This window comes from Crassaminicella thermophila (assembly GCF_008152325.1).
GTDB classification, from domain to species: domain Bacteria; phylum Bacillota; class Clostridia; order Peptostreptococcales; family Thermotaleaceae; genus Crassaminicella_A; species Crassaminicella_A thermophila.
Genome location: NZ_CP042243.1, coordinates 2119249 through 2140605 on the forward strand (window position 1 = coordinate 2119249; position 21357 = coordinate 2140605).

Annotated in this window: 19 protein-coding genes and 1 pseudogene; 7 read left to right on the plus strand and 13 right to left on the minus strand. The window is 29.0% G+C overall.

All coding sequences use genetic code 11. The annotated features are described in order from the left end of the window. Nucleotides 1-29 precede the first annotated feature (29 nt). Entirely contained in the window at nt 30-866 is an 837-nt protein-coding gene (locus FQB35_RS10840) for a GGDEF domain-containing protein (protein WP_148809920.1), read from the minus strand. A gap of 162 nt (nt 867-1028) precedes the next feature. On the opposite strand from FQB35_RS10840, the gene FQB35_RS10845 reads away from it, so the two are divergent. Next, nucleotides 1029-1418 (plus strand): hypothetical protein, encoded by a 390-nt coding sequence (locus FQB35_RS10845; protein WP_148809921.1) that lies wholly within the window; start codon nt 1029-1031, stop codon nt 1416-1418. Nucleotides 1419-1441: 23 nt separating this feature from the next. Here the strand turns inward: FQB35_RS10845 and FQB35_RS10850 are convergent, their stop codons facing one another. From FQB35_RS10850 to FQB35_RS10885, 8 genes are all read right to left on the minus strand, one after another. Further along, entirely contained in the window at nt 1442-2716 is a 1275-nt protein-coding gene (locus FQB35_RS10850; RefSeq protein WP_168198321.1) for a dihydroorotase, read from the minus strand. A gap of 184 nt (nt 2717-2900) precedes the next feature. Then, the gene (locus tag FQB35_RS10855; protein ID WP_148810826.1) at nt 2901-3521 is read right to left on the minus strand and encodes an acetate uptake transporter; all 621 of its coding nucleotides are present in this window, start codon (nt 3519-3521) and stop codon (nt 2901-2903) included. A gap of 333 nt (nt 3522-3854) precedes the next feature. After that, nucleotides 3855-4721: an agmatinase gene (gene speB / locus FQB35_RS10860; RefSeq protein WP_148810827.1), complete on the minus strand. Its 867-nt coding sequence runs from the start codon at nt 4719-4721 to the stop codon at nt 3855-3857. After that, the gene (speE, locus tag FQB35_RS10865) at nt 4708-5562 is read right to left on the minus strand and encodes a polyamine aminopropyltransferase (RefSeq protein ID WP_148809922.1); all 855 of its coding nucleotides are present in this window, start codon (nt 5560-5562) and stop codon (nt 4708-4710) included. Before speE ends, speB begins: the two co-directional genes overlap by 14 nt. A 205-nt stretch (nt 5563-5767) precedes the next feature. Beyond that, nucleotides 5768-7228 carry an aminotransferase class I/II-fold pyridoxal phosphate-dependent enzyme gene (locus FQB35_RS10870; RefSeq protein ID WP_148810828.1) on the minus strand — a complete coding sequence of 487 codons (1461 nt, stop codon included), beginning with the start codon at nt 7226-7228 and terminating at the stop codon, nt 5768-5770. A 178-nt stretch (nt 7229-7406) separates the two neighbouring features. Next, a complete protein-coding gene (locus FQB35_RS10875) occupies nt 7407-9584 on the minus strand; it encodes a diguanylate cyclase (RefSeq protein WP_148809923.1) in 2178 nt (725 codons plus the stop codon). 38 nt (nt 9585-9622) lie between these two features. Beyond that, the gene (locus FQB35_RS10880) at nt 9623-11350 is read right to left on the minus strand and encodes a methyl-accepting chemotaxis protein (RefSeq protein WP_148809924.1); all 1728 of its coding nucleotides are present in this window, start codon (nt 11348-11350) and stop codon (nt 9623-9625) included. A 357-nt stretch (nt 11351-11707) separates the two neighbouring features. After that, nucleotides 11708-12613, minus strand: a complete 906-nt coding sequence (locus tag FQB35_RS10885; RefSeq protein WP_148809925.1) for a transposase — start codon at nt 12611-12613, stop codon at nt 11708-11710. 86 nt (nt 12614-12699) lie between these two features. Between FQB35_RS10885 and FQB35_RS10890 the strand changes: the two genes are divergently transcribed. The 3 genes from FQB35_RS10890 to FQB35_RS10900 are packed head-to-tail and all read left to right on the plus strand — an operon-like array spanning nt 12700 to nt 14273. Continuing rightward, nucleotides 12700-13320: a helix-turn-helix domain-containing protein gene (locus FQB35_RS10890; RefSeq protein ID WP_148809926.1), complete on the plus strand. Its 621-nt coding sequence runs from the start codon at nt 12700-12702 to the stop codon at nt 13318-13320. A 58-nt stretch (nt 13321-13378) separates the two neighbouring features. Further along, complete coding sequence (locus FQB35_RS10895) at nt 13379-14035, plus strand: IS3 family transposase (RefSeq protein WP_148809927.1); 657 nt, start codon at nt 13379-13381, stop codon at nt 14033-14035. Between the two features lie 7 nt (nt 14036-14042). After that, nucleotides 14043-14273 carry an IS3 family transposase gene (locus tag FQB35_RS10900; RefSeq protein WP_207707292.1) on the plus strand — a complete coding sequence of 77 codons (231 nt, stop codon included), beginning with the start codon at nt 14043-14045 and terminating at the stop codon, nt 14271-14273. A 191-nt stretch (nt 14274-14464) separates the two neighbouring features. Here FQB35_RS10900 and FQB35_RS10905 read toward each other — a convergent pair whose 3' ends face one another. The 3 genes and pseudogenes from FQB35_RS10905 to FQB35_RS10915 form a co-directional block, all read right to left on the minus strand. After that, complete coding sequence (locus FQB35_RS10905; RefSeq protein ID WP_148809929.1) at nt 14465-15841, minus strand: SpoVR family protein; 1377 nt, start codon at nt 15839-15841, stop codon at nt 14465-14467. 11 nt (nt 15842-15852) lie between these two features. Further along, on the minus strand, nt 15853-17031 hold the full coding sequence (gene yhbH, locus FQB35_RS10910; RefSeq protein WP_148809930.1) for a sporulation protein YhbH: 1179 nt from the start codon (nt 17029-17031) through the stop codon (nt 15853-15855). Between the two features lie 67 nt (nt 17032-17098). Beyond that, nucleotides 17099-19020, minus strand: a pseudogene (locus tag FQB35_RS10915) (PrkA family serine protein kinase). Between the two features lie 339 nt (nt 19021-19359). Here FQB35_RS10915 and FQB35_RS10920 point away from each other — a divergent pair. Continuing rightward, the gene (locus FQB35_RS10920; protein ID WP_148809931.1) at nt 19360-19572 is read left to right on the plus strand and encodes a KTSC domain-containing protein; all 213 of its coding nucleotides are present in this window, start codon (nt 19360-19362) and stop codon (nt 19570-19572) included. 635 nt (nt 19573-20207) lie between these two features. Continuing rightward, nucleotides 20208-20333, plus strand: a complete 126-nt coding sequence (locus FQB35_RS16455; RefSeq protein ID WP_269902686.1) for a hypothetical protein — start codon at nt 20208-20210, stop codon at nt 20331-20333. Nucleotides 20334-20390: 57 nt separating this feature from the next. Here the strand turns inward: FQB35_RS16455 and FQB35_RS10925 are convergent, their stop codons facing one another. After that, on the minus strand, nt 20391-20711 hold the full coding sequence (locus tag FQB35_RS10925) for a hypothetical protein (protein ID WP_148809932.1): 321 nt from the start codon (nt 20709-20711) through the stop codon (nt 20391-20393). Between the two features lie 322 nt (nt 20712-21033). Here FQB35_RS10925 and FQB35_RS10930 point away from each other — a divergent pair, with 322 nt between their 5' ends. Beyond that, on the plus strand, nt 21034-21339 hold the full coding sequence (locus FQB35_RS10930; RefSeq protein ID WP_148809933.1) for a collagen-like protein: 306 nt from the start codon (nt 21034-21036) through the stop codon (nt 21337-21339). The last annotated feature ends 18 nt before the right edge of the window (nt 21340-21357 follow it).

Genomic DNA, 21357 nt, shown 5'->3' on the forward strand with positions numbered 1-21357 from the left:
AGCTAAAACATCTGTAATACTTTCAAAACTCATATGTCATATTCAATCTCCTTTTCTACTAGATCTTTAACAACAAAAGGATCTTCAATTTTTTTATCATATTCTACGATTCCTACTTTAAAATGAAAAGTTAATATTTCTTCTTTATTTTCATATTTTAATGAAATATTCCTTAATTCATCTATTAATCGTATCTTAACTATTTCTGCTCCTTCAAATTTTGTATTAGGCATAATAATTCCAAAGCTATCTTTTCCTATGCAATATCTTTTATCCTCAACTCTTGTTACAAGTTCTATTTTTTTTGCTATATCTTTTAAGATTTTATTTACTTTCTTTCTTCCATAAATAGAAAGCAACTCATCAAAATATTGAATTTTTAATATCATTATTGTTAAATGAAAATTATGCCTTCTTGCCCTGCTCATTTCTTCTTCTAAATCAATATAAAAACTCTTTTTGTTATTTAAATTTGTAACTTCATCTATCCTAACAAGATCTATTATTTCTTCTTCTAATTTCTTTTGATTTTTTTCTAATTGATTTATGTAATCTCCAAGCTTTCCAGCTGTTACAGAAAGAATTGGAAATATCACTAGCCAAAGATAGTTAAAATTAGTAATAACTCCTTTAATATATTCATATAACACATAATTTCCATAGATAAATATTGCAAATAAACTCATTAACAAACCAATAACAACATTTGTGTAAAAAGATATAACAAGTAATAAAAAAGAAACCTCAAACATAAAATAATTTTGCATGTTTATTTTTTCATATGTAACAAAAATTGTAGTCAAAACAAATATTTCTATGATTAAAGCTAAGAAAAAAATATCTACCTTTCTATTTAAATTCCTCATTCTATACCCTCATTTTTTAGGTTTAAATTCTACCTATAGCGTACGTATTTTATTTAATTTTCATGCAAATATAATTCAATTAAATTCATTCTGTCACCAATTTAAGAATTGGACATAGTATATTATTGCAAAAGAATAAATTTAAAAGGAGGTGACCTAAAAATGAAAAAGGCTTACTTTCCTCGTATGCTTAATGGATTCATATTAACTGATGAACAAATAAAGCAATTTGATGGATTTATGAAAAAATACAGAAATAAACCTGATAGATATATCTTTAGAGAAATAGCCAAGGTAAAAAATGAAGTTTCTGAAGAAGTCCTTCAGCAGCATATTAAAAACCTTGATCTATTAGAACAAATGGAAGGCTTTGTACAAGATCAAAATAAAGAAAGAATAAAAACTGTACGAAAAATACTAACTACAAATACAGCTTCTTTTAATCAAAAGCAACAATCAGCTCCAGCAACTCAATTTGTTAGCGGAGCTAGCTTATTATTATGGTTCTTAATCCTTGTGGCAATATGGCCTAGATCATACTACCGTTATTAAAAAATAGAACCCTAATTAGGGTTCTATACTGCTACATATCTAAATTCACCATCTACAATTGTCATAATAGCTTTTCCTTTTAGTTTGTATCCATCAAAAGGCGTATTCTTTGCCTTTGAATAAAATTTATTTTTATCAACAATCCATTCTTTTTCTAAATCAATAATTGTAATATCTGCATCACTACCTATTTTTAAAGTTCCCTTTTTAATATTTAATAATTTAGCAGGATTACAACTAAATTTTCTTATTATATCTTCTAAAGTCATATTTCCCTTATGAACTAGTTCTGTAAGTGCTAATCCTAAAGCTGTCTCAAGCCCAATTATACCATTAGCAGATTCTACAAGATTTTTATTTTTATCTTCTTCTGTATGAGGTGCATGGTCTGTTGCTATTACGTCAATAGTTCCATCTAATAAACCTTTAAAAATCGCTTCTACATCTTCATCACTTCTTAATGGTGGACTCATTTTTGCATTACTTCCTTGTTTTAAAATAGCTTTATCTGTTAATGTAAAATGATGTGGTGTAGCTTCACACGATACCTTTATTCCTTTTTTCTTCGCTTCTCTTATAAGTTCTATACCTCTTTTGGTAGAAATATGCTGAATATGAATTCTCGCTCCTGTTTTTTCTGCTAAGAAAATATCTCTTAAAATTATTGATTCTTCTGCTACTTTAGGTATTCCTTGTAAATTTAACTGTTTTGATATTTCCCCCTTATTAATAGATCTGTCATAAACCAAATTTATATCTTCACAATGGGTACTAACCAATAGATTTAGTTTTTTTGCTTCTTTAAATGCTTCATACATAATACTTGTATCCATTACAGTTTTACCATCATCTGTAATTCCTACAATTCCTGCTTCCATCAAATTTTTATAAGAACTCATTTCTATTCCATCTAGATTTTTCGTAATACTTCCCATCATATAAATATTGCAAGCTGCCATATTTGCTTTATCCTTTATAAAATCAACAACATCTACACAATCAATAACTGGGTTTGTATTCGGCATACATACAACACTTGTAAAACCACCAGCTACTGCCGCTAATGATCCTGTTTCAATAGTTTCTTTTTTTTCAAAGCCTGGCTCACGAAAATGAACATGCATATCAATAAGTCCTGGTACAACATATTTTCCACAAACATAAATAACTTTATGGCTTTCTTCAGGAATATTTCTTTCTATTTTTTCAATTTTTCCATTATGCATCAATACATCTAAAGGCTCATTAATATTTTGAGATGGATCAACTACCCATCCTCCTTTAATTAAAGTTTTCATAATAGCTCCTTTCGTAATATAAATAAAAAGACCTTTTACCAGAGGCAAAAGGTCTTTTTATTACATATATAATATATAAAAGTCATTTTCTTTTCGTATCCTTTTCAGCCTCTCTGGACCGATTTAAAGGGTATTATATTTTATTTAGTTTAGCATAATATAACTACATATGTCAATATATTTTTTATTGCTTTTTAAATATACCAAATGGTTTTCCAACAGGCAAAAACACTTTTCCAAAATGTGTATTTAAAACACAAGCAGCAGAACCATAAAAAGCAAATATTGATATTAATAATTCTGAAAAAGCAGCTAATTCATGTGCAGCCTCTGGAATAATACCAAATGTACTAAGAGATAATCCAATAAATAAAAGGTCAATAAGGAAGAATATAATAAATAATACCTTATTTGTCTCCATAGCACCAATTGTCATAAATATAGAAAATATTAAGTATCCTACAAATGCAAATCCAAGCTGTTTTATATCTACGCTTGCTGCTAGCTTTTCACCAAACACACCTGATTGAATCAACCATGTCATGGCAACTCCAAACCAAAATAACGCATATCCTCCAAAAGCTGTAGTTCCAAAAGTATTATTTCTCTTTGAATCATTAATACAAGCAAATAATTGAGCAAAAGCGCCTAAAAAAATAGCCCATGGAATTATTAAGGATACTCCTTGTGTAATATCAAGTTTTTGTGATGATGCTACTAAAGTTACAATAGCAAGTCCAAACAATCCAAGTGCTGAAGGATCTGCATTTGTAATTTTTACATTTTGTACTTCATTTGTGTTCATAAGCACTCTCCTTACAATAATTATTTTTCTAATAGGCATTTTTATATTTCTCTAACATGCTAAAGCATACTTTTTACATTATAACACACATAATCGAAATATTGAATATCTTGTCGATATTTTTGTATACAATTTCAAATCTACTAAAAAATTCGCATGTTGCTCTTGCAACTGCTCATATCTATAACGGAATCTTTTACTTTTGTTCGAGATTTCCGTTGCTCAAAGGTTTTAAAAAATGCTCATTAGTCAATAATCCACAATTTTAAGATATTTATAATTTCCTAAAGAATAAAAAACGTATAAGCTAAAAACTTATACGTTTTTTATTTTCTATATAACTGTTTCCTTATCAATAGCTAGTACCAATTCTCTTAGAATTTTACAAGCAACAGCAGTTGAAACACCACTTGTATCATAATGTGGAGAAAGCTCTACAATATCTGCACCTACAATATTTAATCCCTTTATATTATCTATAACCTCCATCATATCATGAAAAGATATTCCTCCAGGTTCAATTGTGCCTGTTCCTGGAAAAACGGAAGGATCTAGAATATCTAAATCGATAGTAATATATACAGGAGCATCTCCTATCTCTTTTACTACTTCTTTTAAGCCTGAGCAAGTAAATTTTGTCAATTTAGTATGTTCCTTTGCCCATTCAAATTCTTCTTTTTCTCCAGATCTTATACCGAATTGATATATTCTGTCATCTCCTAAAAAATCCCAAATTCTTCTTATTACTGTTGCATGAGATAACTTCTCCCCCATATAATCTTCTCGAAGATCTGTATGAGCATCAAAATGTAGAATATAAAGATCTTTATATTTTTTATATACGGCTTCTACAGCAGGCAATGTAACCAAATGCTCTCCACCAATCATCACTGGTATTTTATCATCTTCTACAATATCTTCTGTAAAGCTATAGATCATCTCTAAAACTTTTTTAGTATTTCCAAAAGGAAATTCTAAATCTCCAGCATCAAATACAGCTATATCATTTAAGTCTTTATCTAAATATGGACTATAAGTTTCTAATCCATAAGACTCATTTCTCATAATACTTGATGCAAATCTAGTACCTGGTCTAAAAGAAGTCGTTCCATCAAAAGGACTACCAAAGACAACTATTTTTGAATCTTTATACTCATTATCAAAGCCTAAAAAGGTTAAAACATTTTTACAGCGTTCCAGCTTCAATCATCTCCTTAACATAATTTGGTAATGCAAAAGCACCTACATGAAGATCTGTATTATAATATTTTGTCTTAAGTCCTAAAGAATTCCACTTTTGTGGATCAATATCTTTTACTGGGTGTAATTTCTTAGATGCAAAACCAAACAACCAATGTCCAGAAGGATAAGTTGGTATATGAGCTTGATATACTTCGGCTATCGGGAAAATATTTTTTATTTTTCTGCTTGCTCTAATCATTTCCCTTGCATCATTTTCATAATAAGGACTCTCATTTTGATTTACCAATATTCCTTCTTCTGTTAATGCTTTATAGCAATTTCTATAAAATTCTGTTGTAAAAAGTCCTTCTCCTGGCCCTATAGGATCTGTAGAATCTACAATAATTAGGTCATATTCATTTTCTTTTCCTTCTACAAACTTGATTCCATCTTCAAAATATACATTTACTCTTTCATCATCTAACTTGCATGAAGTAATTGGGAAAAATTCTTTTGCAACTTCAACAACCACTTCATCTATTTCAACCATATCAATTTTTTCTATAGTTTTATATCTTGTTAATTCTCTAACCGTTCCACCATCTCCAGCTCCTATTACTAAAACCTTTTTAATATTTGGATTTGTTGCCATAGCTACATGAGTAATCATATCATGATAAATAAATTCGTCTTTTTCTGTTATCATAATCAATCCATCAATTGTAAGTAGCTTTCCAAATTCATATGTATCAAAAACATCTATTTGTTGAAATGGACTTTTTTTCGTATAAAGATGTTCCTTTACTTTAATTGAAAACTTTGCATTTTCTGTATGATGTTCTGTATACCATAATTCCATGTTTATTCCTCCTAGTTTCACTGATATTTTTAAGTAAAAAACACAATATTAGCTTTTGCTTTTTTTCTATTAGCATTCTTATTATCTTTTTTAAATATACTATTTTTTTTGAGAATGTCAATACTCTTTCTTGCATTTTAAAAAGTCCTATATTTATTATACTTTAAAAAATAGCGCCCATTTATATACTTGGACGCTATTTTTATCATATTCCTAAAACCTTAATATTCTCTACGTAAGGATCTTGTGTATCTGTTAGCATGCTATGCTGACTTTTTAGAAACTTTATATAATAAATCATTTCCTTACTTATTCTTTCTCCTGGTGTAACAATTGGAATCCCTGGAGGATATGCCATAATAGATTCTCCACTTACTTCCCCTTCAGCCTCATCTAGTTTTACTAGTTTTTTTCTAGCATAAAAAGCATTCCTTGGAGAAACGATAACCTCTGGATTTTCCAAAGCAATTTTTGCATACTTTATTTGTGTTCCTTGGCTTCCTCTATATTTTTCACTAATATCTCTTAACGCTTTTATCAATGCTTCAATAGATTTTTCTCCATCTCCCACACTGACAATAGCAAGTATATTCAACACATCTCCAAGCTCCACTTGAATATTATATTCATCCCTTAATAAATCATAAACTTCAAATCCTGTCAAGCCAAGTCCAGTTACATTAATCCCTAATTTTGTTTCATCAAAATTATAAACACCAGGCTTACCAATTAGCTCTTTTCCAAAAGCATAAAATCCATCAATTTTATTAATTTCATCTCTAGCATTTTTTGTAAGCTTTAGTATTTTAGATAATACTTTTTCTCCTTGTGTTACCAACATTTTTCTTGCTACATCTAAACTTCCCATCAACAAATATGAAGCACTTGTAGTTTGTGTTAAATTCAATATTGTTTTTACAGTATTCTTATCAATCAAACCTTCATTTAACAACAAAACAGAACTTTGAGTTAAAGATCCTCCTGTTTTGTGCAAGCTTACAGCAGCCATATCAGCTCCTAATTCCATTGCTGATTGAGGAAGCTCAGGATGAAACGGAAAATGTGCCCCATGGGCTTCATCCACTAAAACGACCATTCCATGTTTATGAGCTAATTTCACAATCTCTTTAACATCTGAAGTAGCACCATAATAGGTAGGATTAATAATAAATACAGCTTTTGCATCTGAATTTTTTGCTATAGCCATTTCTACACTCTCTAGTGATACTCCCATAGCAATTCCAAGCCTATCATTCGTCTCTGGTTGAATATATACAGGCAACGCTCCACTTAATATAAGACCGTTTGTAGCTGATTTATGTGCATTTCTAGGTATAATAATTTTTTCTCCTGGTTTACATACACTCATAATCATTGCTTGTACCGCAGAAGTAGTGCCATTTACTTGAAAAAAAGCATGATCTGCACAATAAGCTTCTGCCATCAGCTCTTCAGCTTCTTTAATAACACTAACAGGGTTGCTTATATTATCAAGTGGCTTCATAGAATTTACATCTATTTCCAAAACCTTTTTCCCAACAAATTCTGCAAACTCTGGTATTCCATTCCCATGTTTATGTCCTGGAACATCAAACGGAATAACCTTTCTTTCATGATACGCCTTTAAAGCATCGAATAATGGCATATTGTTTTGATTGTGTAGCATATTCCACCACCTTCTTTTCAAAAAATCCAGTACGATTTATGTTATACCATCTATTTCATATTGTCAATACACTAATTTCTTACACTTAAATATCTATTATTTATATGCTCATAAAGATAAACAATATCAATACTAAAAAAGAAATATAAAGACACGTGAATGACTTTGATAACTTTTGTTAAAATTGTTTATCTATATTATTTTCATAAATAGAAATAAAAATATCAACTATTTCAGGATCAAACTGTGTTCCGCTACACATTTTTATTTCTTCAATAGCCTCTTTGTGGGTTTTAATTTGATTATATGGCCTTAAATTAGTCATTGCATCATAAGAATCTACTACTGCCAATATTCTACACTCTAATGGAATATCATTTTTACTTAGTCCTAATGGATATCCTTTCCCATCCCACCTTTCATGATGCTTTAGGATCAGTTCTGCAATGCTAGAAAGCTCATGTGAATTTAAAGCTATTCTATACCCCTTTTCAGTATGGCTTTTCATTATTTCCCACTCTTCTTGTGATAATTTTCCTGTTTTTTTGAGTATATAATCAGGAATTGCAATTTTACCTAAATCATGAACTTCAGCTAATAAAATTAGTTTATTCTTTCTATTTTCATTAAGTCCTATTTTATCAGCAATTTTTGTACACATCTTTACTACTCTTTTAGTGTGTCCTGAAGTTACAAAGTCCCTTTCAGCTAATGCAGCCATTAAAATGCTTAATATTTGATTCTTTCTACTTGATTTATTCATCAATTTATTTCTATACATTATATCATCAGCTTCTTTTATAACTTCTTCAATTTTCTTTTTTCTATTATCTGTTATGCTAAACCCAATTGCAACAGATAGTTTAAGCATTTTATTATCTAATGAGTTATTATATTCTTCTATATTAGCATAAATTCTTTTTACTATATTTTCAATTTTTTCCTTATTTGTTTCTGTCAGTATAACTGAAAATTCATCTCCTCCTATCCTTGCAACAACATCTTTTTCTCTTACAGATTTCTTTAAAATATCAGCAAAACTTTTGAGAAGGATATCTCCATATTTATGCCCTAATGTGTCATTAACAAATTTTAATCCGTTTAAATCACACATAATAATAGCAATTGAATCAAAATTATTCTTTTCATATTTATCTAGTTCTTTATTAAAATAATTATAATTATATAATCCAGTCAATGTATCATACATACTCATATGTTCTAATTTTTTTTCATAATTTTTTACTTCTGTTATATTTGTATAAATTCCATATCCTCCTAATATCTTATCGTTAATTTTTATACGTATACTTCTAACCAATACATATACTGGGGTTTTGTCTTTTTTATATCTTACTGATTCAACACTAACTATTCCTTTTTTTAAAGTCTTAATAGTTAATTCTCTTGCTTCTTGTAATTTTTCCTCTGGAACAATGATTTTATCTATATTTTTTCCTAAACATTCTTCTTTAGAGTAACCAAATATTTTCTCAAAGGATTTATTGACATTTAATATTCTTCCTTTTGTATCAACTTCTACAATTGCATCTTGTGAATGATTAAATAATATTTCCAAACGACTTTTTTGAATCATTTCAATATTTTTTTCAGTTATTAATTCTTTTTCAATTTCTAATCTTTTTTTAATTTCATCGTTTAAATCACTATTTATTTTATTCAATTTATAAAGATAGAGCATCATAAAAATTACTATAATTCCTGTAATCATCAGTAGCATTATCGTTTGTGTGTTAAGCAGTGAATACAAATTTCTATATTTTGAATATAAATAAACACCCGTTCCAATATAAGCATCTATTTCAGGAATTCCTTTGACATATGCTAACTTTTCTTCAACAGTTTCAGTGTTTGGTAGTTTTTTTAAGTATTTTACATATGAACCATATGGTGATTGTTTTGCTGCTTTAACAAGTTCTCTTATAACATACCTGCCTTCCACATCTCGGTAATCCCACATGTTTCTTCCTTCTTTTTCAGGTTCAAATGGCTGAACTAAATAGTAACCATCATACGTACTCATAAAAATATAATTATCAGAATAATTGTCTTTATAAGTCATATTTCTAACTAAATTAGCAATCCTTTTTCTCGCTTCCTCAACAGTAATCTTTCCTTTCCGTCTTAACTCTATAATAGGATTTATAGTATTATAAGCAATATCTACCTTTTGTTTCAATTCTATTTGTACTTGATTTTCAATTTCGTTAACAAACAACTCTGATACATGCTTTGTTCCAATCATTATAATAATAATTATGCATATAGCAATTATGAAAATAATTTTTATAGTTATAAATTTTAAAATTTTATCTTTCAGTTTACTAATCAACATTATTTGTTCACCAACTTAACTGTAACTATTTCCAATCTTTATACTTTGAAGCGATTTACCATCTCCATCATATCCATAGCTATTTCACTTAAGCTTTGAGCTGTTGATGCTACTTCCTCTGATGATGCCGTAAATTCCTCTGATGATGCTGCTACCTCTTCTATAGCTGCTGAATTTTCTTCTGTTACTGCACTTACCTGCTCAACTCTTTCCATAACCATATCCTTCGATTTTACAATCTCATCCATAGCATCATATGTTTTCTTCATAAGAGGCGCTATATTTTCAACAGATATTAGTATATCTCCAAAAGACTTTACAGTATTTTCCACAGACGTTACCTGTTCTTTTACGTACTGTTCTACATCATTTGATGTGTTAATAACTTCATCTGTATCTCTCGTAATAGATTCTACTAAATTTACTATCTTTTTAGTAGATTGTCTTGATTCTTCTGCTAATTTTCGTACTTCCTCAGCTACTACAGCAAACCCCCTACCATTTTCCCCTGCTCTTGCTGCTTCTATAGCCGCATTTAGTGCCAATAAATTGGTTTGTTCTGATATAGCTGATATTATTTCTGTAATACCACTTATTTCTTTTACAGAATCCGTTAATGTTTCTACTTTACCTACAACTAATTCAAATGCATTTTTTATTGCTTCAATAGATTGAACTAATATATCCATTTCTTTCTTACCAATATTCGCTTTATTTTCTGCATTTTCCGTTTCATCTTTTACATTTTTAAGTTCTTTATATACATGTTCTATATTGTTTGTCAGCTCTGACAAAAAACTCACAATATCTGTTAAATTCTGTGCCTGACTTATAGCTCCATCAGCTACCTGCTGCATAGTTGATGCTAATTCTTGAGATGAAGCAGATATTTCTTCTGATACAGCAGCAAGATTTTTAGATTGACTTGTTACTTTCTCTGAATTTCTCTTTACATCAATCAAGGCTCTTTGCATATTTTTAATAACATCTACTAATGAACGATTCATTTGGGCAAACTCATTCTTACCATTTTCCTCTAAATCTACTATAAAATCATAGTCCGATAATTTTGTTAATACATTATTGATTTGAGCCATTGATTTTTTCATTAATATTAATAAAAGAAAAATCAAGAAAGCTATTAAAGCAATTATTACTGTTGATAAAATTATAAATAAATTCCTTGATTTTCCATATAATTCATTTGCTTTATCAACTACATTTTGTGCTTTAACTTCATTTATAGATATTAGCTCATTAATGTTTTTTTGAACTTCAGAAGCACAATCAATTATTTTATTAATTTCTACTGCACTTAATACAGCCCCTTTTTGTAATTTGCTTAATAATTCGTCGCTTTCATTTAAATATATTTTATAGTTACTTTCAATTTTATCAAATAATGTCTTTTCCTCATTTTTTAGATCAAGCTCTCTATATTTATCAAAAACTTTTATTAAACTTTTCTTTTGATTTTCTATAGTCTCTGCTACAGTTTTGTCGTACTGATTTGAATAAAGTATTTTGTTTATATTAAGCCTTATAATATAAAGTTCTGATTCTAGGTGTTTTAGTTCAAGAGATGTAAGCATATTTTTTTCATAAAGAGAATTCATATCATTACTTAAAACTCTCATATTGTTCAAAGATGAGTATGTTATATACCCTGTAGAAATAACTGTAAGAATTAATGTAATAAGTAATAAAGAAGTAATTTTTACGTTTTTTAAAAAATTATTACTTTTACTCGTAGTCTTTTCTTTCATCTCATTTCCCTCCTCAAACAATATTTTAAAATATAAAAACCCTTTTTAATATTAATAATAATCATTTAAAAAGGGGCTAAAATAGTACTTTTACCCTATTTTATCATATTTTGTAGAATTCTACTGCTTTTTTACGAATTATTATTTCGTATTTTTTAAAGGTGAGAGGGACTGAGAGGGACGGTTAACTGTAATGATTCTTGTGTATCAAAAACTATTCATCTCAAAACAAAATAAGGAAGCTACTATCTTTTTGTTAAAAATAATAGCTTCCATGTCTAGTTTTTTAAATTTATTTAGCTTTTGAGCATAACAAATAAACACATTTATCATGTGCTATTTAAAAACTTCTCTATTTTAAGCAATTTGTATAAATTCCTCTATTATATTTCCATATTTTTCATTGTTAAATGCTATATCTAACCCTATTGAACATAATTTTGATACTCTTGATTGACTTAAATTCCCTATTACACTGCAAATTTGTCTTTGGGTAAAATTGCAAAAGCATCTCATCAAAAATGCACACAGTGCTCTTGTCTCTGTATATTTCTTGTTATATTTTATATATATTTTATTTTTATTTACTTTTGTATATTCTGTTACGAAGCTTATTACTCTCTCAGGGGTATAGTCTCTTACTAATATTCTCCTTTGACTTCTATATTCACTATTTTTCTTTTCAAATTCTACATCTAGTTCTTCATCTTCTGTATCTGTTTTATATACTAAGGATAAATATTTCTTTATATTTTTTTCATTTGTTAAATATAGTATTTCCTCTAAAAAAGTTTTATCTAATATTTCAAATTCATTGGTTTTATATACATATTCCTTTAAGCTTGAAAATCTGTAATTTAATACGTTATATTTATATTCTTTTATATCTTTTGGGTTGTTATGAATATACGCTGATAGCATTATTAAATATTCATCTTTATCTACTATTACACTTTTATATCTATCTTGAAACACATGGCCATATCTTTGATACTTTCGATTGTAATATCCTGCATAGCAGAAATTTATAGAATGCATTATTCTTGATATATCTGCTCCATTGGCGTCTATGATTAAATGTCCATGATTGTCCATAAGACAATAGGCGTAAACTTTGAATTGAAATTTTTTTATGTACTTTTTTATTAATGAGAAATATTTTAATTTATCTTCCTCATCATTGAATAGGTTTATTTCGCTTATACTTCTTACCATTATGTGATATATTGAATCTTCACTTTTTACTCTAGCTGTTCTAGGCATATAAAAACTACTCCTTTCTGATATGCTCCCCTTGAAGTGGACAGTTAAAATAAAAAAACTGTTTATTGAAGGAGGAGCATTTTCTTATGGGCAGAAAAGGTAAAATAGATTACGAACTAAAAATTAAAGCAGTTGAAGAATATTTAAATAATGTAGGATCACAAACATCAATTGCATCTAAATATGGTGTAACTAGAAACTCATTTAGACAATGGATTGTAAACTATCAATCAATGGGTAAAGAAGCATTAATGAATAAGTCTCATAATAATTTCTATTCAAAAGAATTTAAAATTACTGTTATTAAAGCATATCTTGAGGGTGACAGTTCGATATATGACATTGCAAAAAAATTTAAGATTCCCTCACATACAACTGTTCTTAAGTGGATTATAAAGTATAATGGTCATGAAGAGTTAAAATCATCAGGAATAGGAGAAGATAAAGTCATGGCCAACGGACGTAAAACTAATTTTAATGAAAGAATAGAAATTGTTAAGCACTGCATTGAACATCAGAACAGCTATAGTAAAACTGCAGATAAATATAAAGTATCATATCATCAAGTCTATTCATGGACTAAAAAATATGAGGAATCTGGTGTTGAGGCATTAAAAGATAAACGTGGCAAACAGAAAAATGCAAATGAATTGTCAGAGATTGAAAAGCTTAGAGCACTAAACAAACTTCTGGAAGCTCAAAAATAAAAAGGCAACAAATGGAGATTGATTTTTTAAAAAAGTTAGAAGAAATAGAAAGGAGGCGATTTTAAGCCAAGTAAGAAATGAAACCTACTATTTAGCAATTAAAGAATTACATGATATACAGTCATATCCAATTTTTACACTATGTGAAATAGCTGGTGTTCAAAGGTCATCTTATTATAAATGGTTGAATCGTAAAGAGAGTAAAAATGAGAACTTTAACAAAAAACTTATACCTTTAATTCAAGAAGCCTATGAAGAACGAGATGGTATTCTTGGCTATCGTCAAATGACAATTAAACTAAACAGAGAGAACAATTTTAGAGTAAATCATAAGAGAATTTATCGCTTAATGACTATTTTAGGCCTAAAGTCGGTATGTCGAAAGAAGAAGAAAAAATATATTAAGTCAACTCCTGAAGTTATAGCGGAAAACATTTTAAATAGAAACTTTAAAGCAGATAAGTTTGGTCAGAAGTGGGTTACAGATGTTACGGAATTTAAATATGGCAATAATCAAAAAGCATACTTAAGTGCAATAATTGATCTATCGGATAAAAGCGTAGTTTCTTTTGTTATTGGTAAATCTAATAACAATCCTTTAGTATTTAAAACATTTGATCTTGCACATGAGAATTATCCAGATGAAAAGCCTATTTTTCATAGTGATCGTGGATTTCAGTATACATCAAAAAATATTTCGAAAGAAGTTGGATAAATCAGAAATGATTCAGAGCATGTCCCGAGTTGGACGATGTATTGACAACGGACCAATGGAAGCATTCTGGGGTATGCTGAAATCAGAGATGTACTATTTAAGAAAATTCTATACTTATGAAGAATTAGAAACAGCAGTAACTAATTACATTGAATACTACAATAATCACAGATATCAAAAACGTCTTGGTTGTATGACACCTTTAGAATACAGACAATACCTATGTAATGTTGCATAAAAATCACGCTAACCGTAAAGTACGATTAGCGCAATTCCTTTTTATTTTTTCCACTGTCTACTTGACAGGGGCATATTCATTCTTTTCTTGGAGTAGTTTTTGTAAATTTTTAAATTTTATTCAATAAACACTTTAAGAATTAACCGTCCCTCATTCCACTTTAAGAATTAACCGTCCCTCATTCCTCATTCCTACTCATTTTTTAAAAATATATTTTTATTCTCATCACATATAATACGCTTTTTCAAATTGTCAACAGTCGTCCTTAATTCAATTTTTCCTCCCCAAAGTTTTGCAATGTATCTTAATGTTTCATAAGCATAAGTTAATTCTAATTCTCTGCCGTCATATTCATGTACTAATAAAAGGCTGTTGTCTTTTTTAGATACTTCCATAACCTTAATACAAGGGGTTGATTCCATTCCTACACTATTTGCTAAAGTATTTCTTATCACTTTCCAGCCCTTATCATCAGATATTTCCTCTATTTCATAATCTTTGCTTTTTTTACGATATTGAAAAAGATTCATCTCTCTACAAAGTTCTTTTGTAAGATATCTTCTAATAAAAGATTGATCTCTCTCAAATTTTCGAACTTCAAACAACTTATCTTTTCCATATTTTTCTTCAATGTCTTTAAACATTTTAAATCCCATATAATAAGGATTTACAGCTCCTAAAAAAGGCCTAATTACCTGATTATGCCTATTAAGAAATTCCATATGAAGACTTTGAGGCAATTCCAATTTATTTAAAATCTTATAGTGCCAATAGCTTGCCCATCCCTCATTCATTATCTTCGTTTCAATTTGAGGAATAAAATATTGTGTCTCTTCTTTTACAATATTCAATAGATCTTTTTCCCATTCTTCTAATTTTCCATATTCTATTATAAATCCTATAATATCTTCAGTAGGCTCTAAAGGGATTTTATCTAAATCTGGAAAAGGAATGTTCTTTTTTTCTTGTAAAGGACTTTTTATTTTTATTTCTTCGTAATATTTTTCAAGAATTCTTTTCTTTTTCTCATCATCTGATAGCTTTTTCATTCCCATCACTCTTGTTGTTTGAAATCTCAAAGCATGAGCTGCATCTAATATCCGTTCTACTCCTTCGTATCCAATGCTTGGATCTTGTATATAGCTTCTTATTCGATTTGCATGATTTTTAAACTGCTCAATAGTATCCTCTGCACAAGTTCCTTCTACAAACAATCTATTATTTTTAAAAAAATCATTGTGTCCATATACATGAGCCATAGTAAGAATCTGCAGAAGCAAAGTATTATCACGCATCAAATATCCAATACATGGATTAGAATTAATGACCATTTCATAAGGAAGTCCTTCTACATTGTATTTGTATAGCGTCTTTTTTCTTTCATATGCCTTACCATAACTCCAATGTGGATAGTGAGAAGGCATTCCTACATAAGCTTCATAACAGATCATATCTTCATAACTACAAATTTCAAATTCTTGAGTATAACAGTCTAATCCTTCTTCCTTTACAATCTCTTCAATTTTATTATTCCACTTTTCTAGTTCCTTAATTGTGTATTCCCTCATATGAAAAATTATTATTCCTTAAGCCCTTCATCTTTATCTAATAGCCTTCTAAGAGCAGGAACAATATCCTCCTTTCTTGTCATTGTAACAATTGAAAAGTTAGGATACTTTACTTTCATATTAAATTCAGCTTTAATTGTGCTCATTCGTGTATAATATCCTGGTACAATCTCTCCATATCCAAAAAGATTACAGGTTTCACACAATTTTTTTGCTAACTCTACAGCTTTTTTGTTATCTTCTGACCAATTGTCTCCATCACTGCAATGAAATGCATAGACATTCCATACTTCAGGATTATACCTTTCTTTAATAATTTCTAGTGCTTTTTCATAACCACTACTAATATATGTTCCTCCTGATTCTCCCTTATGAAAGAACTCATCTTCACTTACTTCCTTTCCTACCGTTGTATGTGCCACAAATACAATCTCCACATGAACATATTTAAGCCTTACAAACTGATATAAAAGAAAATAAAAACTTCGAGCTAAATACTTCTTTGTAAGTGTCATAGATCCTGAAGTATCCATAATACAAATTACCACTGCATTACTTTCCCGTCTTACATCTTGTCTAACACGATAATACCTTAGGTCGTCTTCTTTAAAAGGAAATCTTTTATTTTCTTCTTCCTCATTATTTTTACCGATCTGTTTTTGCCCTCTTTCATATGCTTTTTTCCTTTTTATTTTTTCAATAACTGATCTTTTCTTTGCAAGCCTTGGCGGAATACCTTTTCTTTGGTATCCCAATCTTTTGAAATTTTTTTCAGATTCTATCTCACTAAACTTCTTTCTTTGCATATAAGGCAGATTTAAATCTTCAAACAAATATTGTATTAATTCTTCAATAGTCACCTCTGTTTCATAAATATCTTCACCTTCTGTATTTCCAGCTTGCTCTTGTCCTTCCTTTATTTGATCGCTGCCAATTTTATCTCCTCTTTTTTCATTTCCTGTTCCTGAGCCAGTTCCCTTTTTATTTTTTCCATATATAAATTGATATTCTTTAATTCCCTTTATAGGAACTTTTATCTTTTTATCTTTGCTCTGGCCAATAATACTTTCCTCAGCAATAATATTTCCTATATTTTTTTTTATAGAATCTTCTACCAATTGTCTATGTCGTCTTCTATCCTCTGCTGCCCTATCCCTCCCCCTGCTGTCAAACTCTCTAAATATAGCCACAATCTCACCTCCGTACTACCTATTTCTATAACGATCACAGGACAAAATGTCCTGTGATCGTTATAATTTAATCTTTCCATAGATTATTTGCAGCATATTTTAAAATTACATTGCAGCAATGGTCACAATATCCATTTCTCTTCATTTCTTCTACCATAGCATTATATTTTTTATTCTGATCTTTATCTCTTACCTTTGTGCTTGTAATAACTCTACTTAATTCTCTTACAGAAGCTGTTAATTTTTTCTCGATTGCTTCTTTTAAAGGCTCATAACACTTATAATCAATCTTGCTGCCACTACGCATTAAATAAAACATATAAGAGGTAACATCTTGCCTAAAGCCTTTTGCTGCACTTTGTGTAATGCCAATTTGCTCTTCTATAGATCTTAAGAATTTTTCATCTGGTTCTAACTCTTCACCTGTACTTCTATCTTTGATTTTCGTTTTATTTACATAAGCTTCAGCATGATCCAAATAATTATTAAACAAATCTTCTGCTTGTTCATTATATCCATGTATAAAGGCTTTTGTAACCTCTTTTTCTAGCCTCTTATGGTATTCATTTTTAATAACATGCTGCAAGAAATTCAAATATTTTTTCTTTTCTTCATCGCTAATTGATAACTCTTTTACTGATTTTACTAAAATTTCAAGTATTGCAATAGGATGAATACAGTCATGTTCTGCTTCTGCCATTGCAGTATCTAAAGCTTTCATAATAAACCTTGTAGATATTCCAGTCATACCTTCCCTAGGAGCATCTTCTCTAAGTTCTAATATATCTATCTTTTTAGTAGTTCCTTTTTCTACAATCTCTTCTCCATTATAGATTTTTAATTTTGTCAAAGGATCTACTTTCGTAGAAGGAGCAAGTCTGGTTAAAATTGCAAACATAGATGCGACTTCTATTGTATGAGGCGCAATATGCGTACTAAACTTACTCTTCTTCAAAATTTTATTATAAATTTTCACTTCTTCATTTAATTCAAGGCAATATGGTATTTCAATTTTAACAATTCTATCTAATATAGCTTCATTTGTGTGATCTGCTTTAAATTTGTTCCATTCTGCCTCATTTGAATGAGCCAAAATAATACCATCGAAGTAAATCATTGATCCTTTACCAGGAGATGGAATACTCTTTTCCTGTGTTGCAGTAATCATTGCATGCAGATACTCAACCTCATTCTTAAATACTTCTATAAACTCAACAATTCCTCTATTTCCAACATTGAACGCTCCATTTAAAGATAATACCCTAGGATCATCCTCTGGATATAAATCTAGTTTTGATATATCTACAGATCCTATAAGAACAGAAGTATCCTGATTATTAGGGTCAACTGGAGGAACTACCCCTACACCTTTTCTTGATCGAATACTGAAATCTACTGTCTCTACAGGAACTTTTTCAAATTCTCCATTATATTCATTTATTAGTCTGTATCTACAGATAGGACATAAATCTCCTTCAATTTTTACATTTAGTAAATCTTCAAATTTTTTTCCCTAAGATGCTTTGGAACTAAATGGAGAGGCTCTTCTCTCATAGGACACCCTTTAATTGCATATACAGGTGGTCCCATTTCTAAAGCCTTTTTTAATACTTCCATTAAAGAAGATTTCCCTGCACCTACAGGCCCAACAAGATATAAAACTTGACGTGATTCTTCTCCTTTCATACCTGCTGCTTTGAAATATCTTACAATTTTCATTAAGCTTTTATCAATACCAAAAAAATCATTTTTAAAAAAGTTATATCTTTTGATCACATCATTACCATATATTCTTCTAAGTCTTGGATTTTCTTCTGTATTGATTACTTCTACTCCTTTTTCTATTATTCGTTCATACATTCTTTGATGTGCTAGCATAGCTATTGATGGGTCTTCTTTCACAATTTGAAGATAATCTAAAAAAGTGCCCTCAAAATGTTCCTTTTTTCTCTCTTCTCTATCCTTTTTAATAATTTCTGAAAAATCCATCATAATCTTTCAACCCCCCCTTTTAAACACAAACTTAATGTCATGCAAAATAATATTTTCCCCTTAATCTAAATTAAAGTAATCCTGCTTGTAATTATATCTATGTCAAGAATTACTATTTTAAAACTATAATATTTGAAATATTATATATCTATTTAACAACACCACATAATTCCTTTTATTTTCAACAAATAAACGACTAGTTCTAGGCTTTTTTCGATGAAACATTATTCTAAACGACAACAGCTTTCTACATGTTTTCAAATGATCTTTTATTATAATAGATTTGTACATATTAAAAAATTTTTAAATAAACTTTTAAATAAAGGGGAGAATAGAATGACAAAAGTAAAGGTACATTCAACCAATATTGAATCTGTAGGTTATGATCCTACGAATCAAATATTAGAAATAAAATTTATTTCTGGTGAAACCTATCTACATCATGGTGTTCCCCAATCAGTTTTTGATAGTTTAATAAATGCAGATAATCTTGGATACTATCTTAACTATTATATTCGCAACGCATATCCATATAAAAAAGTTAATTAATTTAAATTAATAAAACAGGGTTAAAAATTTAACCCTGTTTTGTTATTTTACTAATATTCATACAAATCCTTAATCATTTAGTAACATATTTTTTCTTTTTTGCATACTTTATATTAAGCACAGGACAAGAAATGAAAATATAATAAAACCATGAAATCAACATAATAAATAAGGAGGCATAAAAAAATGACTGATTGTAATTATTTTGATAAAGACAATTTATTATTCTTCTTTTTACTTTTAGTAGTATTGTTCTGCTGCCCATACTACTACGGTAGATGCTGATAAATTATAAAACAGTTACAATTTCTTATAAAACTTAAAAATATACCTATGCAATCAGGAATAAAAAGGGGGTATAAAAATGACTGATCAACAATACTACAATGATTGTTGTGATAGTAGCTTACTATTTTTCTTCTTGTTATTAGTCGTATTATTCTGCTACCCTTATTTCTATAGTTGCTATTAAAAAAAACAGAATTGGGTTAATTAACCCAATTCTGTTTTCATATTAATATACTTTATTATTTTTAGTACTAGTTTATTTTCTTAGTTCAGGTAAGTAACATATACCTTACGAAAAGCATATTTTATATTATATGCATAACAAAATACTGTTGGAGGTGTATATAATGGCTGAAAAATCAGGTTTCGGATTCTTTAAAGATAATGATACCTTATTATTTTTCTTTTTGTTATTAATCATAATATTTTGTCTTCCTCTTTTTGGTGACTTTTTTGGAACATGTGAAGAATAAAAGAGAATTGGGATACTTATCCCAATTCTATACATATCTAATTTACTTCTAATTATATTAATAGCAACTATTTATTTTGTTTCTTGTATACTCTTTAAAGAATATATATCTTTTATCAGCTATTTCTAACTTTTTAAGCACATTATTTAATAGTTTTTGAGCATCTTCAATATCATATTTCAGATGATTCAACTCATCGCTATTTGTTTCACCAAAAATGGAATTCTTCATATCTGTAATCCTTTCTCTTATACAAGCTACATCCTTCGTTATATCCCTAAGTTCCTGCTTTAGATAATCATCCGTTGAATCAATTCCCATAGTATTTATCATATCGATCACACACTTATAACATTCTTGATCTTTTACTTCATTCATTATGTTCCCCACTCCCGTCTAATAGTATGATGTAAACCAACCTATTTATTATATATTTCTATTAAATTCATTATTTTCCTTTTCAATCACACCATATATTCGATGATTTATACGATTAGAAAAATTGCTGCATAAAATCAACGAACATATCAGTGTATTCGAACAATTAAATATAAATATCGATAGCATAATCGACGGTAAATTCATTCCCTCTGCATAATGATTTACCATTTTTTATTACACCTAATTTCATATTTGTAATACTCACAATTTATTAGTTTTGGAATATAATATAGTACAACTTATGAAAGGAGTATTTTAAATGTTTATGCATCTTCCTATGCCACCATTTAGTCTACCTTTTGGACCTTCCTTTGGACCTAATGGTCCACCTTTAGCTCCACCTCCATCACAAATTCCTGAAATGACCCCATATAAAGTAGATCCTGGTTCCATCAGACGATGCAAATATAGATACACGTATATTTGGCTAAAAAATGGTGACAATTTCTGGTTCTATCCTGTATATATAGGTAGAAAATCCATATCTGGTTATAGATGGATTGGCTTTTGGTGGATATATTATGGTACAGATTTAAAAAGAATTGAATCATTTGTATGTGTTTAATCTATAAAAATAAACAGC

Coding starts and splice junctions, on each gene's coding strand:
- FQB35_RS10840 (WP_148809920.1), bottom strand. CDS start 866: ATGAGGAATTTAAATAGAAAGGTAGATATTTTTTTCTTAGCTTTAATC.
- FQB35_RS10845 (WP_148809921.1), top strand. CDS start 1,029: ATGAAAAAGGCTTACTTTCCTCGTATGCTTAATGGATTCATATTAACT.
- FQB35_RS10850 (WP_168198321.1), bottom strand. CDS start 2,716: ATGAAAACTTTAATTAAAGGAGGATGGGTAGTTGATCCATCTCAAAAT.
- FQB35_RS10855 (WP_148810826.1), bottom strand. CDS start 3,521: ATGAACACAAATGAAGTACAAAATGTAAAAATTACAAATGCAGATCCT.
- speE (WP_148809922.1), bottom strand. CDS start 5,562: ATGGAATTATGGTATACAGAACATCATACAGAAAATGCAAAGTTTTCA.
- FQB35_RS10870 (WP_148810828.1), bottom strand. CDS start 7,228: ATGCTACACAATCAAAACAATATGCCATTATTCGATGCTTTAAAGGCG.
- FQB35_RS10875 (WP_148809923.1), bottom strand. CDS start 9,584: ATGTTGATTAGTAAACTGAAAGATAAAATTTTAAAATTTATAACTATA.
- FQB35_RS10880 (WP_148809924.1), bottom strand. CDS start 11,350: ATGAAAGAAAAGACTACGAGTAAAAGTAATAATTTTTTAAAAAACGTA.
- FQB35_RS10885 (WP_148809925.1), bottom strand. CDS start 12,613: ATGCCTAGAACAGCTAGAGTAAAAAGTGAAGATTCAATATATCACATA.
- FQB35_RS10890 (WP_148809926.1), top strand. CDS start 12,700: ATGGGCAGAAAAGGTAAAATAGATTACGAACTAAAAATTAAAGCAGTT.
- FQB35_RS10900 (WP_207707292.1), top strand. CDS start 14,043: ATGATTCAGAGCATGTCCCGAGTTGGACGATGTATTGACAACGGACCA.
- FQB35_RS10905 (WP_148809929.1), bottom strand. CDS start 15,841: ATGAGGGAATACACAATTAAGGAACTAGAAAAGTGGAATAATAAAATT.
- FQB35_RS10920 (WP_148809931.1), top strand. CDS start 19,360: ATGACAAAAGTAAAGGTACATTCAACCAATATTGAATCTGTAGGTTAT.
- FQB35_RS16455 (WP_269902686.1), top strand. CDS start 20,208: ATGGCTGAAAAATCAGGTTTCGGATTCTTTAAAGATAATGATACCTTA.
- FQB35_RS10925 (WP_148809932.1), bottom strand. CDS start 20,711: ATGAATGAAGTAAAAGATCAAGAATGTTATAAGTGTGTGATCGATATG.
- FQB35_RS10930 (WP_148809933.1), top strand. CDS start 21,034: ATGTTTATGCATCTTCCTATGCCACCATTTAGTCTACCTTTTGGACCT.